This window comes from Advenella mimigardefordensis DPN7 (assembly GCF_000521505.1).
In the GTDB taxonomy this organism is placed as follows: domain Bacteria; phylum Pseudomonadota; class Gammaproteobacteria; order Burkholderiales; family Burkholderiaceae_B; genus Advenella; species Advenella mimigardefordensis.
Map to the genome: position 1 here is coordinate 3,698,848 of NZ_CP003915.1, position 24,515 is coordinate 3,723,362.

At 57.4% G+C, this 24,515-nt stretch carries 20 protein-coding genes; 5 read left to right on the forward strand and 15 right to left on the reverse strand.

The features are described from left to right. Positions 1–3: 3 nt before the first annotated feature. The 3 genes from ispE to MIM_RS17105 are packed head-to-tail and all read right to left on the reverse strand — an operon-like array spanning position 4 to position 3,286. Positions 4–900 carry a 4-(cytidine 5'-diphospho)-2-C-methyl-D-erythritol kinase gene (gene ispE / locus MIM_RS17095; protein ID WP_042070487.1) on the reverse strand — a complete coding sequence of 299 codons (897 nt, stop codon included), beginning with the start codon at positions 898–900 and terminating at the stop codon, positions 4–6. After that, positions 897–1,508: an outer membrane lipoprotein LolB gene (locus tag MIM_RS17100; RefSeq protein ID WP_025373980.1), complete on the reverse strand. Its 612-nt coding sequence runs from the start codon at positions 1,506–1,508 to the stop codon at positions 897–899. The genes ispE and MIM_RS17100 overlap by 4 nt, the downstream gene beginning before the upstream one ends. Continuing rightward, complete coding sequence (locus MIM_RS17105; protein WP_158318747.1) at positions 1,505–3,286, reverse strand: tetratricopeptide repeat protein; 1,782 nt, start codon at positions 3,284–3,286, stop codon at positions 1,505–1,507. Before MIM_RS17105 ends, MIM_RS17100 begins: the two co-directional genes overlap by 4 nt. A gap of 150 nt (positions 3,287–3,436) precedes the next feature. On the opposite strand from MIM_RS17105, the gene mutM reads away from it, so the two are divergent. Beyond that, on the forward strand, positions 3,437–4,264 hold the full coding sequence (gene mutM / locus MIM_RS17110; RefSeq protein ID WP_025373982.1) for a bifunctional DNA-formamidopyrimidine glycosylase/DNA-(apurinic or apyrimidinic site) lyase: 828 nt from the start codon (positions 3,437–3,439) through the stop codon (positions 4,262–4,264). Here mutM and MIM_RS17115 read toward each other — a convergent pair. Next, the gene (locus MIM_RS17115) at positions 4,245–5,669 is read right to left on the reverse strand and encodes an FAD-binding oxidoreductase (protein WP_025373983.1); all 1,425 of its coding nucleotides are present in this window, start codon (positions 5,667–5,669) and stop codon (positions 4,245–4,247) included. The genes mutM and MIM_RS17115 overlap by 20 nt on opposite strands. A 170-nt stretch (positions 5,670–5,839) precedes the next feature. Between MIM_RS17115 and MIM_RS17120 the strand changes: the two genes are divergently transcribed. After that, positions 5,840–7,228 carry a phosphomannomutase/phosphoglucomutase gene (locus MIM_RS17120; RefSeq protein WP_025373984.1) on the forward strand — a complete coding sequence of 463 codons (1,389 nt, stop codon included), beginning with the start codon at positions 5,840–5,842 and terminating at the stop codon, positions 7,226–7,228. Positions 7,229–7,364: 136 nt separating this feature from the next. Here MIM_RS17120 and MIM_RS17125 read toward each other — a convergent pair whose 3' ends face one another. The 11 genes from MIM_RS17125 to coq7 all read right to left on the reverse strand — a co-directional run bounded on the left by MIM_RS17125 (position 7,365) and on the right by coq7 (position 22,561). After that, positions 7,365–8,498: a glycosyltransferase family 4 protein gene (locus MIM_RS17125; RefSeq protein ID WP_025373985.1), complete on the reverse strand. Its 1,134-nt coding sequence runs from the start codon at positions 8,496–8,498 to the stop codon at positions 7,365–7,367. A 34-nt stretch (positions 8,499–8,532) separates the two neighbouring features. Next, on the reverse strand, positions 8,533–9,684 hold the full coding sequence (locus MIM_RS17130; protein WP_025373986.1) for a glycosyltransferase family 4 protein: 1,152 nt from the start codon (positions 9,682–9,684) through the stop codon (positions 8,533–8,535). Beyond that, on the reverse strand, positions 9,684–10,916 hold the full coding sequence (locus MIM_RS17135; RefSeq protein WP_025373987.1) for a glycosyltransferase family 4 protein: 1,233 nt from the start codon (positions 10,914–10,916) through the stop codon (positions 9,684–9,686). Before MIM_RS17135 ends, MIM_RS17130 begins: the two co-directional genes overlap by 1 nt. Before the next feature lie 32 nt (positions 10,917–10,948). Then, positions 10,949–12,844 (reverse strand): asparagine synthase (glutamine-hydrolyzing), encoded by a 1,896-nt coding sequence (gene asnB, locus MIM_RS17140; protein ID WP_025373988.1) that lies wholly within the window; start codon positions 12,842–12,844, stop codon positions 10,949–10,951. A 9-nt stretch (positions 12,845–12,853) separates the two neighbouring features. Further along, a complete protein-coding gene (locus tag MIM_RS17145; RefSeq protein ID WP_025373989.1) occupies positions 12,854–13,954 on the reverse strand; it encodes a glycosyltransferase family 4 protein in 1,101 nt (366 codons plus the stop codon). Positions 13,955–14,000: 46 nt separating this feature from the next. After that, on the reverse strand, positions 14,001–15,323 hold the full coding sequence (gene murJ, locus MIM_RS17150) for a murein biosynthesis integral membrane protein MurJ (protein WP_144084674.1): 1,323 nt from the start codon (positions 15,321–15,323) through the stop codon (positions 14,001–14,003). Between the two features lie 48 nt (positions 15,324–15,371). Further along, positions 15,372–16,397 carry an SDR family oxidoreductase gene (locus MIM_RS17155; protein WP_025373991.1) on the reverse strand — a complete coding sequence of 342 codons (1,026 nt, stop codon included), beginning with the start codon at positions 16,395–16,397 and terminating at the stop codon, positions 15,372–15,374. Between the two features lie 92 nt (positions 16,398–16,489). After that, positions 16,490–17,764, reverse strand: a complete 1,275-nt coding sequence (gene tviB, locus MIM_RS17160; protein WP_025373992.1) for a Vi polysaccharide biosynthesis UDP-N-acetylglucosamine C-6 dehydrogenase TviB — start codon at positions 17,762–17,764, stop codon at positions 16,490–16,492. A gap of 140 nt (positions 17,765–17,904) precedes the next feature. Further along, positions 17,905–18,978: an MraY family glycosyltransferase gene (locus MIM_RS17165; protein WP_042071673.1), complete on the reverse strand. Its 1,074-nt coding sequence runs from the start codon at positions 18,976–18,978 to the stop codon at positions 17,905–17,907. Between the two features lie 475 nt (positions 18,979–19,453). Further along, complete coding sequence (ltrA, locus tag MIM_RS17170; RefSeq protein WP_025371806.1) at positions 19,454–20,824, reverse strand: group II intron reverse transcriptase/maturase; 1,371 nt, start codon at positions 20,822–20,824, stop codon at positions 19,454–19,456. Positions 20,825–21,883: 1,059 nt separating this feature from the next. Further along, positions 21,884–22,561, reverse strand: coding sequence for a 2-polyprenyl-3-methyl-6-methoxy-1,4-benzoquinone monooxygenase (coq7, locus tag MIM_RS17180; RefSeq protein WP_025373994.1), 678 nt, complete (start codon positions 22,559–22,561; stop codon positions 21,884–21,886). A 138-nt stretch (positions 22,562–22,699) separates the two neighbouring features. Here coq7 and MIM_RS17185 point away from each other — a divergent pair, with 138 nt between their 5' ends. From MIM_RS17185 to MIM_RS17195, 3 genes are all read left to right on the forward strand, one after another. Continuing rightward, the gene (locus tag MIM_RS17185) at positions 22,700–23,122 is read left to right on the forward strand and encodes an OsmC family protein (protein ID WP_025373995.1); all 423 of its coding nucleotides are present in this window, start codon (positions 22,700–22,702) and stop codon (positions 23,120–23,122) included. 2 nt (positions 23,123–23,124) lie between these two features. After that, the gene (locus MIM_RS17190) at positions 23,125–23,922 is read left to right on the forward strand and encodes a thymidylate synthase (RefSeq protein ID WP_025373996.1); all 798 of its coding nucleotides are present in this window, start codon (positions 23,125–23,127) and stop codon (positions 23,920–23,922) included. A 62-nt stretch (positions 23,923–23,984) separates the two neighbouring features. Next, complete coding sequence (locus MIM_RS17195) at positions 23,985–24,509, forward strand: dihydrofolate reductase (protein WP_025373997.1); 525 nt, start codon at positions 23,985–23,987, stop codon at positions 24,507–24,509. The last annotated feature ends 6 nt before the right edge of the window (positions 24,510–24,515 follow it).

Consider the following 24,515-nt stretch of genomic DNA (forward strand, 5'->3'; position numbering starts at 1 on the left):
ATTCTATATCCAATTATACAGTGGATGACGGTTCATGCCCTGACAGACAACAACCTGTCTTATCCACTGGCTTGCCTCTGGATGGGAAGCAAGCGCAGATTCTACACGATGCCTGCATGCCTGTGCCTGATTAACGGTATCAAACGGCACAAAAAAACATGCCCCCGATCCTGTCATTCTGGCCTGTAACCCCAAAGACTCAAGCCAGCCAACAATAAGCGATAGCGGTTTGAAAAGGGCACATGCTGCTGCCTGTAGATCATTTTTACCGAACTGATGAATATCATGTCCAGCAAAGTCGTGCATTATGATGGATTTTGTGTCTCTTGTCAAATCCGAATACGCAAAAACTGTTGCAGTTGCGACACTGATTGTCGGTACAAATACCAAGTAAGCCTGCTGAGGCACCGGACAGGCCTGCAGCGCCTCGCCCACGCCCTGGGCAAAAGCCGATTCGCCAAAAATAAAAACCGGCACATCGGCACCCAGTGTCAGGCCCAGCGCCTGCAGCGCTTCCCTGGATAAGCCACAATCCCACAGACGATTCAGAGCAATCAGTGTGCTGGCCGCATCGCTGGAGCCGCCCCCCAGGCCGCCACCGGCAGGAATCTGTTTGTCAACATCAATCGTGACACCAGCCTTCGCGCCGGACGCCGGCCCGGCCTGCTGCTGCAGCAGCCGCGCCGCCCGCACAATCAGATCATCGTCATGGGGTACGCCGGGGACGTCGGTGGCACGCACAATACGCCCATCATCGCGCAAGGTGAAATGCAGCCGGTCGGCCAGATCAATAAAAGTAAAAACCGTTTGCAGCAGATGATAGCCATCAGCACGCCTGCCGGTGACGTGCAGAAACAGGTTCAGCTTGGCCGGCGCCGGCACATCCTGCAAAAACTTCATTCGCTCTCGGTCACAACACGCACGGTAATGCGGTCGCCCGCCATGGTGCGCTCAAAATTCAAACGGGTGGGCCCCTTGCTGTCAAAATCGGACATATTCACACGCCAGCCGGCCTCATCAAATGCCTGAGCTGTCCCGGCCTGCCCTGCCGTGTGCTGACTGCCCTGAGCACCGCTTTGCCCATTGCGCTGACCTTTGAGCCAGTTGCGCATACCGCTGACCGGAATCGGACTGCCCAGCACCTCGGCGACCAGAGCGTCGGGATCACTGGCGACTGTACGCTCGCCGTTGGAGCGTGTGAGCACCGCCTGATTCTCGGCCACGACCACGCGCGCCAGCGTGGAGCCCAGCGGATTGGTCAGGTCCAGTGTGAGTACCGAGCCGGTATCCAGCCAGGTAAAGCCGCCCTGCACCGAATCCCGATTACGCTCCGCGCTGCGATCGTAAACCGTCAGGGCAAAGCGGCCAGCACGCTCGAACGCACCATCAGCAGTGGCGGTCTGCGAAGCCGGCTGGCGGCTGGGCACGGTCGAACATGCGGCGAGCGTGGCGGCCACCAGACAGATGGCGGTTAATCGGGCATAGCGGGGTATAGCACGTACATTCATTTGAGGCGGACTCCCAGTCGTTTGAGGGTTTCTTTGAGCGTAGGATTGTCTTTATCCAGTTGCCAGCCTTGCTTGAGCATCGCCCGGGCGCGCTTTTTATCACCGGTAGACCAGTAGATTTCAGCCAGATGCGCGGCAATATCGGCTTGCGGCGACAACTCGAAGGCGTTTTCCAGGTACTGACTGGCCAGCGCATCATTGCCCAGCCGGAACTGCAACCAGCCCATACTGTCCAGAATAAAGGGATTGCCCGGTGCCAGTTGCACGGCTTTGTCCAGCAGGGTTTGCGCCTGGTCCAGGTTGATATTCTGGTCAGCAAACACATAGCCCAGCGCATTATAGGCATCGGGCGATTCCGGCTTGAGCGCAATGACCCGGCGCAGCAAGGCTTCCATTTCAACGATTTTGCCCTGGCGCTCGTACAGCATGGCCAGGTCATATTTGATGGACGGGCTGTCAGGCAACGCCTTGTCGGCCTGAACCAGGCGGGCAACCGCCCTGTCGGTACGACCGGCGGCAGCAAGCACCTGCGCACCCGCCAGTTCGACAATGATTTTATCATCGCGGGTCTCGGTGCGAATATCGCCAATCAGCGCCATGGCTTTGTTCAGTTCTCCCAGCTTGCCATATAGCGCAGCCTGTTTCATGCGAATTTGCGGCAGCGCAGCCGATTCATCGATTTTGTCCAGCTGGGCGATCGCATCGCGATACTTGCCTTCATCTTCGTCAATCTGGGCAAATAACAGGCGGGCGTCGGTGGATTGCCCCTGCGCATCGGTTTCGGCATCCGGCAACGCCTGACGCCGCTGCCCCTGCACTTCCAGGAATTCGTTCAGCCGAGCGCGCGCTGTTTTATAGTTTTTGGCCTGATAATTGACCTGGGCCTCCAGGTACAGCAAGTCAAAGTCCTCGGGAAAGGTTTTGCGCATGCGTTTAAGATCGGCCAGAGCAGGCTCAAATTGTTTGTCTTCCACCAACTGGCTGATATACAGCAGACGGACCCGACGGATATTGGGGTGGGCCGTAATGAACTGCTGTCCCAGCGACATGGCCAGATCATGATTGATCCTGACCCCATATTGCAGCACCCTTTCGGCAGCAGCATCAGAATCGGGGTCCAGCAACAGTGATTTGTGTGCAGCTTCCCAGGCCAGCACCGGATTGCCCGCCTGGGCCGCCAGGTCTGACAAAAGCAGGTGCGCGACCGAAAAATTGTCGCCATTCTTGTGAATCACCTCGGTAAAGACCTTGAGGGCTTCCTGCTTGTCTTTCATGCGCGCGACTACGGCCGCCGCCTGATACAGGGCTCGGTCTTTATTACCGGCCTGAGCGACGCGCTCGCGTAGCGCCTTGACCATACCGGCCGTATCGCCGTTGGTGGCCGAAAGCGCCAATGTGGCGGCTACGGCTTCTTCATCGCCAGGCGCGAGCTGACTCCAGAGCCTTGCGGCCACAGCCGCCTGCCGGGGCTGAGAAATGGCCATATACAGGTGCATGGCACGTTTGGCCATGCGCGGCATTTTCCGCTCGCGCGCCAATGTCATCGCCGTTTCCGCAGCCAGATCGGTATTGCCTTCCTGGGCAGCAATCTCCAGGACAAGCAAACGATAAATATCGTCTGCTTCGGTGTGGTTGACCAGCGTCACGGGACGGGCCTGCTCATTTGACACAAAATCCAGCATGGCGCGCCGATCTATCGGCGGATCGAACTGGGCATGTGCGAGCGCAGTCCACATGAACGGTGCAACGAGGGCTGCGGCGCGAATAACGCTTTTCATCGGAATCACAGGCAAGCGAGGCAGTGGCTGATAATAAAAAACAAATGGTATCATCCCTGCTTAGTTATTATTAATAAATCCTTAAAACATAAGCATTTTATCTGCGTGGGCAAGCGATTGCGACCAACGCAGGCACCGCCACTGTCTCCTATGCCTGAACTACCCGAAGTTGAAACCACCCGCCGCGGGCTGGACACCATTATTACCGGCAAGCGGCTGCTTGCGGTGCATGTGCACGAAGCGCGGATGCGCTGGCCCGTCACACCCGGACTGAATCTCATTTTGCGGGGAAAACAGTTGCTGGCGTGCGAGCGTCGCGGCAAATACCTGTTGTTGCGTTTTGAACACGGCGTCCTGCTGGTGCATCTGGGCATGTCCGGCTCCATGCGCCACGTTCAGGCGGGCGAATTTTTACGCAAGCACGATCATGTTGAGTGGTGTTTCGATGGCGTTACCGTGCGCCTGAACGATCCACGACGTTTTGGCGCGGTATTATGGCACTCCCTTGAGGCAGGGCCTGTAGAGGCGCATCCCCTGCTGGCCGCGCTGGGCATTGAGCCCTTTGATCCGGCCTTCACGCCGCAACTGCTCCATGCGGGGCTGCAGAGTCGCAGCGTAGCAGTCAAACAGGCACTTCTGGGCGGCCAGATTGTCGTGGGCGTAGGCAATATTTATGCCTCGGAAAGCCTGTTTGCTGCCCGCATCCATCCCCGCACCCCGGCCAACCGCATTTCACCGGCAAGGGCGCAGCGCCTGCATGCGGCGATTTTAATAACATTGGAAAACGCCCTTACGTCAGGCGGGAGCACCTTGCGCAACTATACCGGCACGCAGGGCGAGCCCGGCGCCTATTTTGATATTCATGCAGCCGTCTACGATCGCGAGCATCAGCCCTGCCGTACTTGCGGCACGCCTATCCGCAAAATTGTGCAGGGCCAGCGCGCAACGTTCTTCTGTCCTAAATGTCAGCGGTATTGATGACCTTGCCCGGGTTCATCAACACATGAGGATCCAGCGCCCGCTTGATTCTGCGCATCAGCGCCAGTTCCACGTCAGATTTGTATAGCGGCAGCAGGTCTTTTTTCAACTGTCCTACCCCGTGCTCCGCACTAATGGAGCCACCAAACGCATGCACGCTGTCATGTACCAGCCGATGCACTTGCGGCTGCAATCGCAGGAAGGCGGTCTCGTCCGACCCCGCCGGCGCCGCCACGTTGTAATGCAGATTGCCATCGCCCAGATGGCCGAAAACAATGTGCCGCACGCCCGCGAAGGCCGCCTGCAGGTGCGCATTGGTCTGTTCGACAAAATCGGCCATACGCGAGACGGGAATCGACACATCGTGCTTGATGTTTTTGCCCATCTGTTTTTCCGCCAGCGGAATGCTTTCACGCAAATGCCACAACTCATTACTTTGAGCAATGGACGCAGCGATCACCGCATCCACCACCTCGCCGTCTTCGATGGCCTGACCCACTACCGCTTCAAAGCGTTCGCGCGCATGCTCGACGCTTTCGCTGTCGGAGATTTCCAGCAGGGCATACCATGGGCATTGCCTGCCAGACTCGTCAAACGGCCACTTCAACTGCTCAAACTGGCGCGTGACCGAATCCAGGCAATAGTGGGAAATAAGTTCGAAACCGGTGAGGGCCGCACCAAACCCCTTGCGGGCGCGCGCCAGCATCCGGGCCGCCGCCGGCATGTCGTTGAAAGCAAGCATGGCCGTGCAGCGCGCTATTGGCTGTGGGTACAACTTGAGTGTGGCTGCGGTAATGATGCCCAGTGTGCCCTCGCTGCCGATATACAGGTCGCGTAAATCGTAGCCGGTGTTGTCTTTGCGCAGGCCGCGCAAGCCATGCCAGATTTCACCATCTGCCGTGACCACTTCCAGGCCCAGAGTCAGATCGCGGGTATTGCCGTAGCGCAGCACCTGCGTGCCGCCCGCATTGGTAGCCAGGTTACCGCCAATCGTGCAACTGCCTTCCGCAGCCAGGCTTAGCGGAAACAGGCGGTCTGCCTCAAGTGCAGCCTGCTGTACCTCGCGCAGCGTGCAGCCGGCCTGCACGGTAATCGTATCGTCGGCCGTATCTACTTGCAGAACGCGATTCAGTCGCGTGAGCGCAATCACCACACTGTTGCCCTGGCCGTCGGGTGTTGCGCCCCCGCAAAGGCCGGTATTGCCGCCCTGGGGCACCATGGGTACCTGATGCGCCACACAAGCGCGTACCACCTGGGCAACCTGCTCAGCAGAGCCGGGACGCACCACGGCCAGCGCCTGGCCCGTATAGCGACCGCGCCAGTCGGTCAGATAAGGCTGTGCTGCGGTACCGGTCAATACGTGATCGGTGCCGACGATGTCCTGCAATGCTGCCAATAGATTCATGTTTCTGCCCATTTCATTTGACGATTGTCGCAACTGGCGGGTGGGGCCAATCCCACCAACCCGCTCCGGCAACAGACGTATAATACAGTTCATTATTCTACCGAAATTCGTTGTTGCTGTTCACTGCCTGCATAAGCGAGTGGCGGCAACAACCATCAACAGGACAGCCCATGACCCCAGTTCTTCCTCAATCCGTATTCAAGGCTTATGACATTCGTGGTACTGTGCCTGAACAGCTTAATGCCTCATTTGCCTATCTGCTTGGCCGCGCACTGGCGCGACGTGCCCGTGACTGCGGTACGGACCGGATTGTGGTGGGATATGACGGTCGCCTGTCCAGCCCGGATCTGTCTGTCGCCCTGCAAAACGGCATTCTGGACGAAGGCGTGGATACCGTAGACATCGGTATGGTGCCTACGCCACTGGTGTACTTCGAATCCTACTCGGAAAACATCGGCGCCGCCGTTGCCATCACAGGTAGCCATAACCCGCCAGACTACAATGGCTTCAAAATGATGATGGACGGCAAAGCGCTGTACGGCGAAGATGTGCTGACGCTACGCACACAAATGCAGGCGTTGCAGGCAGAACCGGTGGCACAGACCAAAGGGGTCGCGCATCGCAAGCATATCATTCAGACGTATATCGACCGGATTGTGTCAGACGTTAAACTGGCTCGCCCGATGAAAATTGCCATCGATTGCGGCAATGGCGTGGGGGGCGTGGTGGCCAGCCAGTTGTTCCGTGCGCTGGGTTGCGATGTGACCGAACTATATTGCGAGGTGGATGGCGCCTTCCCCAATCATCATCCCGACCCGGCCGATCCGCATAATCTGGAAGACCTGCAGCGCACGCTGCAGGACACCGATTGCGAAATCGGCCTGGCCTTCGATGGCGACGGCGACCGCCTGGGCGTGGTAACCCGCAGCGGCAGCATTATATGGCCGGACCGCCAGCTGATTCTGTTTGCCCGCGATATTCTGGCGCGCCAGCCGGGCGCCACGATTATTTATGACGTCAAATGCAGCCGCCATGTAACGGCCTCGGTCAAGGCTGCTGGCGGTGAACCACTCATGTGGCGCACCGGCCACTCCCTGATCAAGGCCAAGCTGGCTGAAACCGGCGCGCCGATTGCCGGTGAAATGAGTGGCCATGTATTTTTCAAGGAACGCTGGTTCGGCTTTGATGACGGCCTGTATACCGGCGCGCGCCTGCTGGAAATTCTCTCGCGCGACGCCAACCCCACCGCCGTGCTCGATGCCCTGCCCGAAGGCATTTCCACACCGGAGCTGAAACTGGACGTGGCCGAAGGCGAGCAGTATTCGCTGATCAAAACCCTGCAGGAAAAAGCCCGGTTTCCAAGCGCTACCAACATCAATACCATCGACGGCGTGCGCGCCGAATATGAAGACGGCTTTGGCCTGGCGCGCGCATCCAATACCACACCTGTGATCGTGCTAAGGTTTGAAGGGGATTCGCAGGAAGCGATTGATCGCATCCGCGCAGAATTCAAGGCGGTATTTGCCCAGTTTGCGCCCGACGCCGTCCTGCCGTTCTGAGCGTTTTATTTCTGAGCGTTTTATAACAACGCCGGCCGCAGGCTTCATGATGCCGGGCCGGCGCCTCTGTCTCTGTATCGTGGCCCCGCGCAAAAGCAGAGGTTGACCGTCCTGCGCCTTTGCCCGTTGCTGCACGCTAGCGGTTCAAGGCCTGGTAAATATCCAGATGCGCCTGCACGACCTTGCGGATATCGAAGGCCTCCTGCGCCAGCGCCCGTCCCGCCTGCCCCATGGCCTGGCGTTTTTGCGTATCTTCGGCCAGATCACAAACGGCCTCGTAAATGGCGCGCGCATCCCTTACGGGTACCAACACACCGGTCTGGTCGGCTTCAATCGCATCCCTGCATCCCGGCACGTCGGTAGTAATCACGGCACGCCCGCAAGCGGCCGCCTCCACCAGCGATTTGGGTAACCCTTCCCGATACGAAGGCAGCACAACAATATGTGAGTCTGCATACAGTGCCGCTATATCGCTGCGCTCACCCAGCCAGTCCACGTGATCACCCCAGGCTCTGGCCTCATCCTGCGTGACCGAAGCCGGGTTGCCCGGATCGGGATTGCCCACCACCACCCAGCGATAGGATTTCCCGTCACGCCGTGACATGTCAGCCGCCTCTATGTATTCAAGCAGGCCCTTGTCGCGCAACAGTCGCGCAACAAAAATAATTTTGATCGGTGGTGAGGGTTCCGGCACGGCGGCGTACTGCTGCAAATCCACGCCGGAACCACGGATCATCACGACCTGATCGCTTTTGACTGCGCCGATGCGGCTCAGAATATCACGATCGTTGCGGTTCTGAAAAATAACCCGGCTGTTGCGGTGACCCAGCGCCACACGATACAACTGCTGAGTGATCAGGCGGACCCAGTCAATCCCCTTGTGCTCACGGGTAAAAATAAAGCCCAGACCCGAGATCGCTGAGACCACGCCCTTCACCCCCGCCAGCCTGGCGGCAATACCACCGTACAGCACGGGCTTGATCGTGACCAGATGCACAATATCGGGCCGTACCCGGCGGAACAATTGATAGATGGCGTAAATCGTTTTGAGTTCAGCCAGCGGGTTCATGCCGCTGCGCGACATTGGCAGCACGTGGTGTGTTAAACCGTGAGACTTGATGGCCTGCACTGCGTCGCCATCCATGGTTGCCACACTCACCGCGTAGCCCTGCTCCTTCGCGGCCAGGGCAATGGGTAAACGATGCGACAGAAAAAAGGCGGGGTTATTCACCACAAACATCAGGGATCGGGGCGGGTTCTGCTGTGTCATAGTACGGGGTCCCTCCTATTCGTTGAATGTTGAATCAGCGCGCATCGGCGACCATCGCCTGCCAGGTCTGTTCGTATCGTTCAACCATCCGGGGCAGGCTGAACTCCTGCAATACCCGCTCACGCACCCGGGCGCCAATCGCCTCGCGGCCTTGCTCGTCAATCGCGGCAAACGCCAGGCCAATTGCTTCGCCCAGAGCTACCGGGTTCTGTGGCGGGACAACCCAGCCGGTATCGCCCACAATCAGGGCGGCATCACCCACATCGGTCACCACACCAGGCACGCCGCAAGCCATCGCTTCGGCCACCACATTCGGAAAGCCTTCAGCGAGGCTGGAAAGCACATGAACATCCAGTGCGTTCATAATAGCCGGCACATCATCGCGCATGCCCAGCAGCATAACCTGATCGGTCACGTCCGCCTCGCGCAGCCATTGCATCAGTTGCGCATTCTCCGTATCCAGCCCTTTACCCACCAGCACGCAATGCAGAATCAGGCCGTTTTTCTTGCAGTGAGCCAGCGCCTGGATCAGGCTATGATGATCCTTGAGCGGATTGAAACGCGCCACAAAACCGATTACCCGCGCCTCCGGCGCCAGTTGCCACTGTTCCCGCAAGCGTGCGCGCGCCTGCGTATCAGGTTGCCAGCGCGTCAGATCATAGCCATTCTGTATGACCACCATCTTGTCGGCCTCGTAGCCCCATTGCTCATGACGCGCCCGGGCGCCCTGCGCGCAACACACAATGGTCTGCGGCAGCCAACCGGACATCAGGCCGCAAGCGCGCGCCAGCAGCCAGGCAGACTTGCTGCTGCTTTTAAGGTTTTCACCGGAGTTGCGTATACCCCAGGCAATATGCCGAATCCCGGCGGTTCTTGCAGCCAGCCCGGCAATCGCATCGGCGTGATACATCCAGGTTTGCACCACATCCGGCTTAAGCCGCTTCAGTTCACGGCGCAGCGCCAGAAAGTCGCCCGGCGTAAACTTGCCGGGTTTCATGCCAAGTGTAATAACGTTGATACCGGCATCGCGCAGTCCTGCGCCGTACAGCCCGTCATCGGTAAAGCTCACCAGCGTATGCCGGATCGCTGCCGATGGCGTCAGCAACAAGCGGTTCAACACCGCTTCGGCACCACCCTGCCCCAGGCCGCTGATCACATGTACCACATGCAATTGGCGGGCCGGCATTATTGTGACTCCGTCGACGTTGCCTGCTTTAAGCGCGACTTGCCCAGCACCGCATCAAACAGGAACTGCCATTGCTCCAGCACAGCCGCCAGACTGTAGCGATCTCGTACCGAAATCGTGGCCCTATGCCCGAGTTCGCGCCGCAATATTTCATCTGTCATTACGTGCTGCAGCGCTTCCTGCAAGCCATCCACATCGGACAGGCCAACCAGAATCGCGTCACGCCCATCCCGGGACAGTTCTGCAGGGCCGCTGGGGCAATCCATGGTCACACAGGGCAGGCCCAGCGCCATGGATTCAAGCAATACATTGGGAAAACCTTCCACTTCAGATGTCATTACAAACGCATCAGCACCGCTGAGTGCCTCCCACGGCTGGTCGGTTTTACCGGGCAGATGGATGCGGTCCTGCAAGCCCAGCTTGCGTACTTTTTCCTGCAACTGATGCAGCAGCGGCCCTTCCCCCCAGATTGTCAGATCCCAGTCGGGCACGTCCGGAGCCAGCCGGGCAAAAACATCAATCAGCATGTCAAAGCGCTTGGTGGCGACAAACCGGCCCATGGCACACAAGTGCCTGCGCCCGCCCGCTTGCGCTTCGGTACCCGATGCCCTCGTCTCTGCAGCAGCCGTTTCTGTATCGGTAGTGGCCGACTCGGACACATACGTCACCCGTCCGCTATCGTCCACCGCCCGGGCAGCGGACTCCAGCGCCGGCGGCAGCGGATTGGGAATCACCGCCACATGCTGCAAGCCAGGCACAACGCGGGCAAACACCTCGGCCGCCTGCTGGGTTTGCAGCATAACGGCGTCCGCCTGCGGATATAACAGGCGACGTGCGCGCGCCAGTACATTGCTGATATTTTTACTGGCCGCCGGATTGGTTCGTTCACATACGATGACCGGAATATCCAGGCCCTTGGTCGCCGCCAGCACCATCACGTTCACATTGGTCAGAAACGAGACGATCACATCGGGTGCTTCCTGCTGAATCAGGCGCCGCAGGATCAGCGGCTTGGCCAGCGTCCGGAACATGCCCGGACCGCTCAAATGCTGTGCTACCCAAATCTGACGTACGCCCGGATCCAGCGGATAGAACGATTGGCCTGTCCCCCGGGAAAAAGTAGGCATCAGGCACACATCATGGCCTTCGCGCACCCAGGCATTCACCAGCGAAGCGGCCACCCGCTCAGCACCGCCGGCATTCATGGAACTGACAAGTAACAGGATTCGCATGGGCTACTCCCTCACGCCGCAATTAATCATTTTCATGGTTTGATTCCGTATTCATCCAGCCAAGCCTGCAGCATCAGGATACCCCATAAGCGCGGGCTGTTGTCTGCCTGCCCGCTTTGGTGCTGCATCCACACCTCGCGCACCCGTTGCGCATCCAGCAGGTTCTGCGATTGCAGGCGCGGCAACGCCAGCAACTGCTCGCCCCAGTCACGCAGCGGCCCGCGAAGCCATTGTCCCATAGGGACTGAAAAGCCTTTCTTGGGTCGATCCAGCATCTGCTGCGGTACGTGACGGTAGAGCAATTGTTTAAGAATCCACTTGCTGTCGCCACCGCGCAGTTTGTATTTTTCGTCCAGGCTCCAGGCAAACTCATACACCCGGTGATCGAGCAACGGTACCCGGGTTTCCAGAGAAACCGCCATGGCCGCCCGGTCTACCTTGACCAGAATATCATCGGGCAGATACGACACAGTATCGATGGCCATCATGGTATCCAGCAGGCTGTCCAGCGGCGCCTGCGCAAAGGCGCTGGCCGGTTCGCTGGCACCCTTGACCACGCTGGCCGGGTCCTGCCAGTAAGAGACAAACTGCCGGTAGAAAGCGACCATATTCTCGGCCCCCAGCACCTGCTCCAGCTTGCCGAACTTTTCTGCGCGCGGCCCCGACAGCAGGCTGGCGGCAATCCGTGCCCCTGCCCCCAGCGGCGCCTGCAAACCGGCAGGCACGCGCTCGCGCTTGCCCCACCATTGCTGCACCCGCTTATAGCGCGAATAACCGCCAAAGAGTTCATCACCGGCATCTCCGGAGAGCGCCACGGTCACCTCCTGCCTGGCCATGCGCATCACCAGTGCCGTGGGAATCTGGGATGAATCGGCAAACGGCTCGTCATACATATGGGGCAAGGCGGGAATCAGATCCAGGCTGTCCTGGGCACTGACATACAATTCGGTGTGGTCTGTGCCCAAATGACGCGCCACCTCGGCGGCGTATTCAGCTTCGTTGTATTCCGGTTCAGTAAAACCGATAGAAAAGGTCTTGAGTGTACCGGCCGCTTCTTCCCGGGTCAGACTGGCGATCAGTGAAGAATCAATCCCGCCCGATAAAAACGCCCCCAGCGGCACGTCTGACAGCAATTGCCCGCGAATCGCCTGGCGCAATACGCGATCCAGGCCATCAACCGCATCGCCATCCTGCTCAAATCGCATCCGCGGCTGGTTGCGCGCCACGTCCAGCGCCGACCAGTAGGAGACCGGCTCCGGCCAGCTGGCCGTCGCGATCTGCTCCGCCGACAAACTGACCCAGGTGCCCGGCAATAACTTGCGCACTTGTTTGAACACACTGTAGGGCGCGGGAATGTAGTTATGTCGCAGAAACAGCGCGAGCGCATCGCGATTCAACTGCGTATCAAAACCCGGCAAAGGCATCAGCGCCTTGAGCTCCGAAGCAAACATCAGACCGTCTGGCGCATAACCGTAATATAGCGGCTTTTCCCCGAAGCGGTCACGGGCCAGCACCAGATTGCGGGTCTGCCGGTCCCACACGGCGATGGCAAACATGCCCACCATCCGCTTCAGGGTTGCCTCTACACCCCAGATCATCAATCCGGCCAGAATGGTTTCCGTATCGGAATGCCCGCGCCAGGCATGGGTGTAGCCGTCCTGTTCCAGTTCCAGACGCAATTGCGGGTGATTATAGATTTCGCCGTTGAACACCAGCATGAAACGCTGATCGGCGCTGGCCATAGGCTGATGCCCCTGCTCGGACAGATCCTGGATAGCCAGCCTTACGTGGCCCAAAGCCACACCACTGGCCGCATCTTCCCAGAAACCGCGACTGTCCGGCCCGCGGTGAGCAATCCGGTCACAACTTTGCGCAAGCAGTGTTTCCTTATGTTCGAACCGGCCTGCAAGCCCGACAATCCCACACATAAGCGTTGCCTATCCCTTTTTATCCTGGTGCTGTATGTCGTTGAATACCTCTTGCCACAATGACAGTACGCGTCGCATTGAAAAACGGTCACGTACATCCACGGCGCGGCTGGCCAGCGTTTTACGGGCCTGCTTGTCATGCATCAACCCCGATAAGGCCGCCGCCAATGCCTGCGGGTCTTCTACCGGTGTCACCAGCAGGCCGTCGATATCGGGCCGGATAATCTCGCGCGGCCCGGTTTCACAATCGAATGCCACACTGGGCATGCCGCAGGCCATCGCTTCAAGCAGGCTGTTGGAAAGCCCTTCTACCCGCGAACTCAGAACATAGATATCACAGGCATGGTACCACTGACGCATATTGCCAACCCGCCCCGGCATACTGACGCGTTCGGCCAGTCCGGCCACATCGATTTGTCCCTGCAGGCGATCGCGTTCGGGCCCTTCGCCCAGAATCACCAAATCCCAGTCGGGAAATACGGTGGACAGGTCCTTGAAGGCGTCAATCAGTATATCGAAGCCCTTGTCGGTATGCAGACGTCCCACCGCCAGCAGGCGGCTACGTCCGTTGCGCTGTGGCGGTGCCACCTCCGGCTCGCCGTTCACCAGCGGCCAGTGAACGGCATTGGGGATCACGGCCATATTCGAACCAGGGACGTGATTCACAATCCAGCTGGCCGTATCACGGGTGAGCGCCACCACCCGCGCAGCACGCGGATAGGTATAACGCCGCAGCCTGAGCCAGAAGGACGAGAGTTCCTGTGCCGGCGGATGCGTGTGTTCGGTGGCAATCACCTGGCAACGCAAGCCCGTGCTGGCCAGTACCGACAGGATCGAAGCCGTTGTCATCATGCCCAGCACAATATCGGGTCGGTAGCGCTGCATGGTTATGCGCAATGCGTACAGACGCCGCAAATTCGCCATCACACCGCGCAAACCCGCGGTATTTAGAGCCACCCGCTCCACATGATGATTCAATTCATATACATCGCCGCGATCGTCGGTCTGGGTGACCAGCATCACATCGTGCCCGTGAATGTACCACTGGTTGGCCAGGTCGACCGCCACCCGCTCCGCCCCGCCGGCATGCAACGAGTGGATAAAGATCATGATTCGCAGGGGTACAGGCGCTGCGGTCGTCGAATTCAAAGGCATATCAATCGGTTGTTTTTTCGGTAGAAGATTGTTTGGACACATCATGCGTCAGCGTCACAAAGACATAGCAAATATAAGACAACAAGTACATGCAACTGGTTGCCAGCATAATACCTTCGGCCCCCATCATGGGTGCCAGTATCTGGTTCAGCACCGCCTTAAGTGCGAAGTTGGCCACAGCAATGGCGGCCATCAGTCTGTAGCGGTTCTGGCTGGCCATCAGTTGCACAAGAATCAGCACGCCGAAATAGAATGGCAACTGCAATATTCCCCAGCGCAGAACGCTGGCCACGGCGATCGTGTCATCTGCAGTAAACGCACCTTTTTCGAACAAAATCTTTACAATCCACGGCGCCATGACCCAGCAGACCGCGACCGCAACAATGCCGCCCACCAGCATGAAAGCAGACCATTTGAGCGCCATATTGCGGGCACGATGTGCATCGCCCTGGCTCTGCACATCTGCCAGTACGGGCAATGCCGCCCGTCCCACCGACGCCGCCCCAAGACCGATAATCAGCGACAGCAAGCGTGCCGCATAGCCCAGCGTGGCGTTGGCGTTCTCACCCAGCTTCGCCGCCGCAATCTGATCCAGCGGCCCCACAAAGCTCATGGCAATCTGCCCGATCAGCATCACGCCGGCAGCATTCAGCAACAAGGGCCACTGATGCGACCTGAGCGTAAAGCTGGGGACACCCCAGATACCATCATCGGCCTTGCGCGACAAAATCTGCAGCCAGACCGCCTGGATCAGATAACCGACCAGCGTACCGAGCAATAACGGCATCACACTCACATCACCCGGCGTAACCAGAATCCAGATCAGAATCATCAGAGCCGGTACGCTTTCCAGCAAGGTATTCACATGCCGCTCATGCGAGCGCAGCCTTGAGGTGCTCACGCCAATCAGCAAAGTGAGCAATGCGGCCGGCGCAAACGCCCAGATCAGTTCTGTGCTGTGCGCCCGCGTTTCGGCGCTCAGATTCCCCCCGGCATAATCCAGAACATAGGGCCACAGCAGCCAGGTCAGCACACCGGTCACAATCCCGATGGCCAGCACCCATCCCTGCAACTCGCGAATAAATTGCACCCGCTCGCCACCAGGCGCGTAGCGCGTCTTGACCAGCACCGGAATGAGAACGATAGAAAACGCCCCTACAATGGTAACGGGTAGCCAGTTCGCCATGGTCATGGTGAACTGATAAGCGTCTACCACCTCGCTCACACCATAGCGATGCGCCACCGCCATTTCCTTGAGCGCACCGGCCATCTTGCCGATCAGCAGGAAAAACGCCACGCGCATCGCGCCGCGCGCGATACGCATATGGTCAGGATGCAGCCCTTTAAACCGCCCGATTGCCCGCTTCAAGGATTACCGCAGAAATTGGGTATACCACGGCATCGCCACTTCGATCCCTTCCAGGATGCTGTGGGTCGGTGTGTAGCCCAGTTGTTCATGCGCCTTGCTGATATCGGCCTGCGAATGGCGAACGTCGCCGCTGCGAAAATCGCGGTATACCGGTTTTTTATCGTATTGCACGCCGTTTTTGCCCAGCGTTTCCGCCAAATGGGCAAACAACTCATTCAGGCTGGTGCGGGCGTTGACCGCCACGTTGAACACCTGGCTGCCCTCGTCGGGCATATTGGCTGCCGCCAGCAGGTTCGCCTGCACCGCATTTTCCACAAAGCAGAAATCGCGGCTGGTTTCACCGTCGCCGTTGATGAACACGTCTTCGCCCTTGATCATGGAGGCCGTCCATTTAGGGATCACGGCCGCGTAGGCGCCATCGGGATTCTGGCGCTTGCCGAACACATTGAAATAACGCAGACCTACAGAACTGAAACCATAGGCGCGGGCAAACACGTTGGCGTAAAGTTCGTTCACGTATTTGGTCACGGCGTACGGAGATAACGGGTTGCCGATTTTATCTTCGACTTTCGGCAGATCTGGGTGATCACCGTAAGTGGAGCTGGAAGCCGCATAAACAAACGATTTGATGCCGGCTTCACGGGCAGCGACCAGCATATTCAGAAAGCCGCTGATATTGACCGCGTTGGTTGTAATAGGATCATCCAGACTGCGGGGTACAGAACCCAGCGCCGCCTGATGCAGCACGTAGTCTACGCCGGCCACCGCTTTTTTGCAGGCGTCCAGATCACGAATATCGCCTTCAATGAAATTGAAGTTGGCCCACTGCCGGGCGCTGACCGATTGCTGCACTTCGTCCAGATTGTGTTGAAAACCGGTAGAGAAATTATCCAGACCCACTACTTTCTGGTCCAGCAAAAGCAGGGTCTCCAGCAAATTGGAGCCGATAAAGCCGGCGCAACCCGTCACCAGCCAGGTGCGGGGTTCGGCCTGAATGGCGTTTTTGAGATTGTCGAATGACTGAGTCATAATATTCACCTGCTATTGGTTGAAGCTGCCAAAACACAGCCGCCATCGACTGCACATCGCTGGCGCCTGTTCGTACTTACCCGTGCTGCTGATTACAGTCGAATATCGGCCTGATCCGCCTTCAGTACGTATTTGAGGTCATAAAGTACATGCTGAGCCTTGCCCAGTGCCCGGATGCCTTCGGCGCCCAGGCTCACAAACTGGTGATGAGATACGGCCAGGATAATGGCGTCGTAAGCGCCTTTTTCCGGCGTTTTCACAGGCGTAATGCCGTATTCATGCTCGGCTTCGGCCGGGTCAACCCATGGATCGAATACATCCACATCCATGCTGTACTCGCCCAGCTCTTTCAGAATATCCACAACCCGCGTATTGCGCAGATCGGGGCAGTTTTCCTTGAAGGTCAGTCCCATGACCAGTACATGTGCACCCTGCACCTGGATCTGACGTTTGGTCATGGCTTTAACCAGTTGCGAGACCACATAGGAACCCATGGAGTCATTCAGGCGCCGGCCGGCCAGGATGATTTCAGGGTGATAGCCGATGGCCTGCGCCTTGTGCGTCAGATAATAGGGGTCTACGCCAATGCAGTGACCACCCACCAGCCCGGGCCGGAATGGCAGGAAATTCCACTTGGTACCGGCCGCTTCAAGTACGGCTTCGGTATCAATACCCATTTTGTTGAAAATAAGCGCCAGTTCATTAATAAGGGCAATATTTACGTCGCGCTGGGTATTTTCAATCACCTTGGCGGCCTCGGCCACGCGGATGCTGGATGCCTTATGCGTACCGGCGGTAATGATTTCGCTGTACAGATCGTTCACCAGATCAGCCACCTCGGGCGTAGAGCCGGAGGTCACTTTCTTGATGGTTGAAACGCGATGGTTCTTGTCACCCGGGTTGATACGCTCAGGACTGTAGCCGGCAAAGAAGTCTTTATTGAATGTAAGGCCGGAGAATTTTTCCAGGACGGGCACGCAATCTTCTTCGGTCGCACCGGGATAAACCGTTGATTCATAAATGACAATATCGCCTTTCTTCAGGACCTTGCCAATGGTTTCAGAAGCCTTGATCAGCGGCGTCAGGTCTGGTTGCTTGTAATCGTCGATCGGCGTTGGCACGGTCACGATAAAGACATTGCATTTGGCCAATTCCGCCGGATCGGCGCTATAGGCCAGTTGACCGGCTTCGGCCAGCTCTTCGGAAGACACTTCCAGCGTGTGATCCACACCGCCCTGCAATTCCTTGATGCGCTTCTGGTTGATATCAAAACCCAGCACGCTGCGCTTTTTGCCGAATTCTACCGCCAGAGGCAGCCCGACATATCCAAGTCCGACAATCGCTAATTTTATATCGCCAAGTTGCACGTAGTTCTCCAGAAAGCTAATCAAATAGATGTGATGGAACGTATTTCAATCGTCAATTTTAACAAGTTCCGGGTAACCACGGAGGCAGATGCGACACCCATGTATTACCGGACTGAAACAAAGCAAACGGCCCGCAGCAATCAGCGGCGACGCGAGACCGACGGCAGCAGTAGCCAGCGCGGGCAACGCCACGCTACCAGGCGCGAATAAAGCCAGATATACACAGATGCAAATACCAGCATACTGATACACAATGCGATGGGGTTATCCCAGTAATAGGTCGCCGGAATCAGGCCGATCAGCGTCAGCACCCACAAATAAGGAGAAGTGAGCGCATTGCACATAACCGGCACCATGCCCTGCCCCCGGCGATTGAAGGTGACGCGAACCAGGCGGCGAAAAATAAGCTGGTGCAAATGCAGCGCATCGGGCTGATCTACCGGCACACCACGCTTGAAGCGACGGCGCCAGATGGAAAAAAGCGTCTCGAAGACGGGATAAAACAGCACCGCCAGCGCATAGAAGGGAGAAACCGAAGGATTGCGCACCACCAGCAATACAGCCAGTTCGGCAAGCATAAAGCCGATGAAGTAAGCACCACCGTCACCCAGGAACACCCGTCCGTAAGGAAAATTCCAAACAAAAAAGCCGATGATGGACGAAGCCATGGCAAGAGCGATGGCGAAAATGGCCAGATCGTCTACCTGATACGCCACCAGCGCGATCGAGGTTGCCATCAGCATGGCCACCATACCGGCCAGGCCGTTCATGCCGTCCACAATATTAAGCGCGTGAGTGCAACCGCCGACCGCCACCACCGTAAAGATCAGTGAAACCGGCCAGAAGCTCAGGATGTAATTGAAAACGTCAATACTGACGCGGCTGACCCCGCCAAAAAACCACCAGGCAATGGCGGCAGACAGAAACGCGGCCAGCAGACGCTTGCCGGCACCAATGTCTTTGGTAATGTCTTCCAGTATGCCCGCCACAAACACCGGCATGGACGCGACAAAGAGTGCCGGCCACAGCCAGTTAAGCGTCATGTTGTCCGGCCGACCCAGTACCAGCAGTCCGGCCAGGGTGCCGGCAAACACGGCGAGGCCACCAATTCGAGGGGTGGATTTTTTGTGCGATGCCTGCGGCTTGTCCAGATCATAGTCGCCCGTATAACGACCATGCCATCTTTCGGAAAAAACAATAAGCCCGCCAACCATAAAGGCGACAACGCTGATATAGAGATATTGCCAGGGAAATGTCAAAGTCGATCCAGAATGCAAATGTTTACTTAACAAACGACAATAGTAACGCGGAGCAGCAGGATACGATCCTGTTTGAAACAAACGGCATAACATTTCATATCCGGCAATTTTAATAATTAATGTGCATCAAAAATGCCGTTTGTCACATTATGACAAATTTCAGCCTGCCCGCGATAGCCCATCTGCAAAATATAGCGACGCCCGTCACCGACGCGCCCTGCGCTCAACCTTCCCATATAGGCTCACTCAATGCGCTACGCTTTCAATACGCTACGCTCCTTTAACGGCCGATTTAACAATTGAGCGTCCAGGAAAGCCATACCCGTTCATCTTCAATTTGAGCAATCGGCATAGGGGGCAGTCATCAGACTGCACCCCTGCCACACCACCCGGCATGCGGGTCCGCACCGGGCGGTTCGAGAAGTTGAGGTCATGAGAGACGAGGCAGACCCAGGTTATCGAACCACGCGATCGTCAGCACACTATTGAGCAGCTTGCCACTGTTGCGCCACCAGCGACGGCTGTTGGCCGCCACGCGGTGTGCTACTGTCACACTAGCACCTAGAGTGCGTAGCTCACGGAACATCGTTTTACCGCGTTTCCACTGTTTGAGCTGGATTGCCCGTAACCGGTGACGTATCCATTCCTCCAGTGTTTGCCAGAGTTTTTGGGATTGCGCCAGCCGGAAGTAGCCCTTCCAACCCAGCATGTAGGCACGCAACCTGTCCACCACATCCTGCATACTGCGTCCGCCCAAGCGGCGCGTCAATTGTCGCACGCGTTGCTTGAACGCCATCACGGCCTTGGTCGCCACTCGGCGCTTGACCACGCCCTTGGGGGCCATCCAGAAGCTGTAACCCAGGAATTTGCGACCCGTAAATACACTGGCAACCGCGCTTTTGGTTTCATTGACCTTCAGGCGTAGTCTAGCGTATAACTGTCGCAGCAGGTTCATTACCCGTTCACCGGCACGGCGACTGCGAACGTAGACGTTGCAATCGTCAGCGTAGCGAACGAAGCAATGACCCCTGCGTTCCAGCTCCTTGTCCACCTCATCGAGCATCACGTTGGCCAGCAACGGCGAGAGCGGTCCGCCTTGCGGCGTGCCCTCGTGCCGCTCGATCACCACACCGCTATCCATAATGCCGCTATTCAGATACGCACGGATCAGCCGGATCACGCCGGCATCAGCAATGCGTTTCTGTAAGCGATTAATCAGGATGTCGTGGTTGACCCGGTCGAAGAACTTCTCCAGATCCACGTCCACCACGATACGGCGGCCGGACTGCACATACGACTGAGCGGCAAGCACCGCATCATGCGCCCGCCTGCCCGGTCTGAAGCCGTAGCTGTGTTCGCTGAAGGTGGGGTCAAGGATGGGTTGCAGCACTTGCAGTAGTGCTTGCTGGATCAGGCGATCCGTTACCGTCGGAATACCCAGCTCGCGCTGGCTACCGTCAGGCTTGGGTATCATTACCCGTCGTACCGGGCTGGGCCGGTACTTACCTGTCAGCAACGCCTCCCGGATGGCAGGCCAGGCGCTCACCAGGTGGTGGGCAGTCTGATCAATGTCCAGACCATCCACCCCGGCTGCTCCTTTATTGGCTCGCACCCGCTTGAACGCGGCTTGCAGGTTCTCTCTTGTCAGCGCCGCTTGCAGCAGCGCTGACCCCGTATCCTCATTGCCATATCGCGGACTCCTTGTTTCCTCGCTGACAGGATCACCGGCGGCTTCACCGCCAACTACACCCGTCCGCTCCGCTGGGGCAGTCATCTGAGGCACTACAAGTTGTATCGACATGTCGAGTAATACTCCTTCTCGTTCGGTCCTTCGTCGCTTCGACTCCGAACCTCCCCGATTCGGCTACCACGACTACTATGACCTCTGCTGAGTCCTCGCTCCGGTTCGACACCGTTACCCTTTCAGGATCAAGGCGAGGCTTCCCCAGATAAGAACGCACTCCTTCATCGCACAACCGCTGCATCTACGCCACTTCGCCTTGGTCACGAGAGCTTTGCGGTTTATGGCCCGCTCGCCCTGCTTGGCAGCGCCTTCTATGCAGTTCTTGTCCATCGGCTCGCGATTTACGCTTCACGCTTCCTTCCCACGCTCGGTCACCCTCACGCAGTTGCGCTTCACTTCGCTCGTTGTGACCAACTCGCGGCGGGACTCGCACCCGCAGGAGTACGCCCATGCTGGGCGTACGATAAAAAAAAGCCCAAGACCTTGCGATCTTGGGCTAAATCCACCAAAGGAGGAGGGTGGAGGAGACAACCTTGGCAAGACGTATGGCAAGAAACTCAAGCAGCAGGCAGATAAGAGCAATACAACCGTTTCTTTCTGCGGGCAGTGCAAGCTGTTACTGAGGCGCCAACTTTATTCTTCGTTTGTGGCGAACTGCAGAACCGCTATCACTGCTTCCTGCGAATTTCCGAAAGTCCATTTCGTCATCCGTTAGACAAATAGTACTGCTTTTTTTTGTGCAATGCAAGAAAAATATCAATCAAGCGTTTGAATTCGCACCCAATTTACTTCAATCTGTTTCAAATAAGACACACCCGACACACATGTCCATAGGTAATTACGCGGGTGTTGGGGTATGTCTCTATATTTTTCACCCTCGCAAGTAATAAATACAGAACGATTAGCAATATTGTTGCATAGTCACAACATTCTGGAATGGTTTTGGTCTGAATGGTGTCGGAGCAGATAAGCCGGAATCACATGATCTGGATCACAGCGCACCGGGATCCAGAGCGAATCGGAATGCCGTGACCCGCCTTTCACCAGCGCTGGTCTGCGCACCCGACTTGCGTTGCAGTGCGAGAAGCAAGTCCCGACTGCGAACGCTCACATGCCTTAAATGCGGTAAGCCAGCGTAGTCATGACTTTGGACATGGCCGTCATGATACCGCGCACCGGTAAGGGCAACGGCGTACCGCCATGCTCCTCGGCCGTTTCGCGATGGTGGATCTCATCTTCCTTCATCTGCTGCACAATCGCGCGTGAGCGGCTGTCCTGCTCGGGCAGATCGGTCAGGTGACGCTCCAGATGCGCTTCCACCTGGCGTTCCGTTTCGGCCATGAAGCCCAGATTGCGCTCGCGACCGGCGGCACTGGCCAGCACCCCCAGCCCGAAAGAACCGGCATACCATAGCGGATTGAGCAGGCTCGTATGGCTGTTCAGTTCACGAATACGGTCGCGGCACCAGGACAAATGGTCCACCTCTTCCTGGGCGGCCGTCTCAAACACCTTGCGTACCGATGCTTCCTTGCACATGAGTGCCTGCCCGCGATACAGTGCCTGGGCGCATACTTCTCCCACGTGATTCACGCGCATCAGGCCAGCTGCATGCCGGGCCTGCGCCTGGCTCAATTCGGGTTCCGCAGTTGCCATTTGCAGACCTGCAGGATTGGGACGCGAGGCTCGCGAAGCGCCGGAGAGCACTTCAAGCGCAGTCCCGATTTCTGCCAGCACCCGGTCGGCAAGCGAATAACGACGGTCAAATTCATGTACAGCAATAGCTTTTTCGGTCATAAGTCAGCCTGTGTTGGAAAGGACAGGAAAAAATGGCACAGTCACCCGGGACTGATTTGGTAACCCGGTGAGGTCTGCCCGATCGTCTATTGTAGCAATGGGTTATGATTTGCTTTTGATTTAATGCAGGAAACAATCATGGAATGCAATATCGAATGGAATGGCCCCGAAGGCATGCTGTTCGTTGCCACAACCGGCAGCGGCCACACCGTTGCCATGGATGGCGCGCCTGAAGGCGGTGGTAACAATCTGGCGCCACGCCCCATGGAAATGATGCTGGTCAGCGCAGGCGGCTGCTCGGCCTACGACGTCGTGCTCATTCTTAAGCGTGGCCGCCACCAGGTGACCCGTTGCCAGGTCACGGTGCAGGGCGAACGGGCCGAGACCGACCCGAAGATTTTTACCAAAATCCATTTCGTCTTCACGGTCACGGGCAAAAATCTGCCTGAAAAAGCGGTGGAACGGGCCGTCAGCCTGTCTCATGAAAAATACTGCTCTGCCGTTGCCATGCTGGAAAAATCGGCAGCCATTACCCACTCATACGTGATCGCCGAGGCATAACGATGAACCAGCAGTATGAAGATTTCATGCGTCATGTCATGGAGCATGGCGTCACCAAGACAGACCGCACCGGAACAGGCACCCTCTCGGTCTTCGGGCATCAGATGCGCTTTAATCTGGCCGAGGGCTTTCCCCTTGTCACCACCAAAAAGCTGCACACCAAAAGCATTTTCATTGAACTGCTGTGGTTCCTGCGCGGCGACTCGAACGTGCGCTGGCTGCAGGAACGCGGCGTCACCATCTGGGATGAATGGGCCGACGCCCAGGGCAACCTGGGGCCGGTGTATGGCGTGCAATGGCGCTCGTGGCCCAAACCGGATGGCGGCCATATCGACCAGATCACCCAGGTCATTGAACAGATCAAAGCCAACCCGGATTCCCGCCGCCTCATTGTCTCGGCCTGGAATGTGGCCGACATCGGACAGATGAAACTGCCGCCCTGCCACGCGTTCTTCCAGTTCTACGTGGCCGACGGCAAACTGTCCTGCCAGCTGTACCAGCGCAGCGCCGACATTTTCCTGGGCGTGCCCTTCAATATAGCCAGCTATGCCCTGCTCACCCATATGGTGGCGCAACAATGCAATCTGGAGCCAGGCGATTTTGTCTGGACCGGTGGCGACTGCCACTTGTACAGCAATCATCTTGAACAGGCACAACTGCAATTATCACGTACGCCCTATCCTTTTCCAAAACTGATCATCCGTCGCAAACCCGATTCCATTTTCGACTATGAATATGAAGATTTTGACATTGCCGATTACCAGTTTCATCCGCATATCAAGGCGCCGGTAGCCGTCTGAACCTGGCCGTTCAGACGCAGCTGCCGTGACCGCCCGCCTGCACACCCAATACAGGAACCGACATGCCTTCATTGATTATTCTTGTTGCCTATGCCATCGAAAACCGAGCCATCGGCGTCAACAACACCCTGCCCTGGCATCTGCCGGGCGACCTGAAACGCTTCAAAACCCTGACCATGGGTAAACCCATCATTATGGGTCGCAAGACCTGGGAGTCGATTGGCCGCCCGCTGCCGGGCAGGCGCAATATCGTGATTACCCGCCAGCCGGATCTGAGTGCCGACGGCGTGGATGTAGTGAACTCGCTGGAAGCGGCCATCGCGCTGGCGTTCGAGCAGAGCGAAACGGCTTTCGTGATCGGCGGCGAGCAGATTTACGCCCAGGCCATTGAAAAATCGCAGCAGGTGATGGCAACTGAAATTCATCAGTCTGTCGATGGTGATGCCTTCTTCCCCGACCTGGATGAAAAACAATGGCGTGAAACATCCCGCGATGCGCAGCCCGAAGAGAATGGCCTGAACTACGATTACGTGGTTTATGAGCGTATTCCGAAAGACCTGCAACAGAGTACGGTCAGCATTCCCTGATCCTGA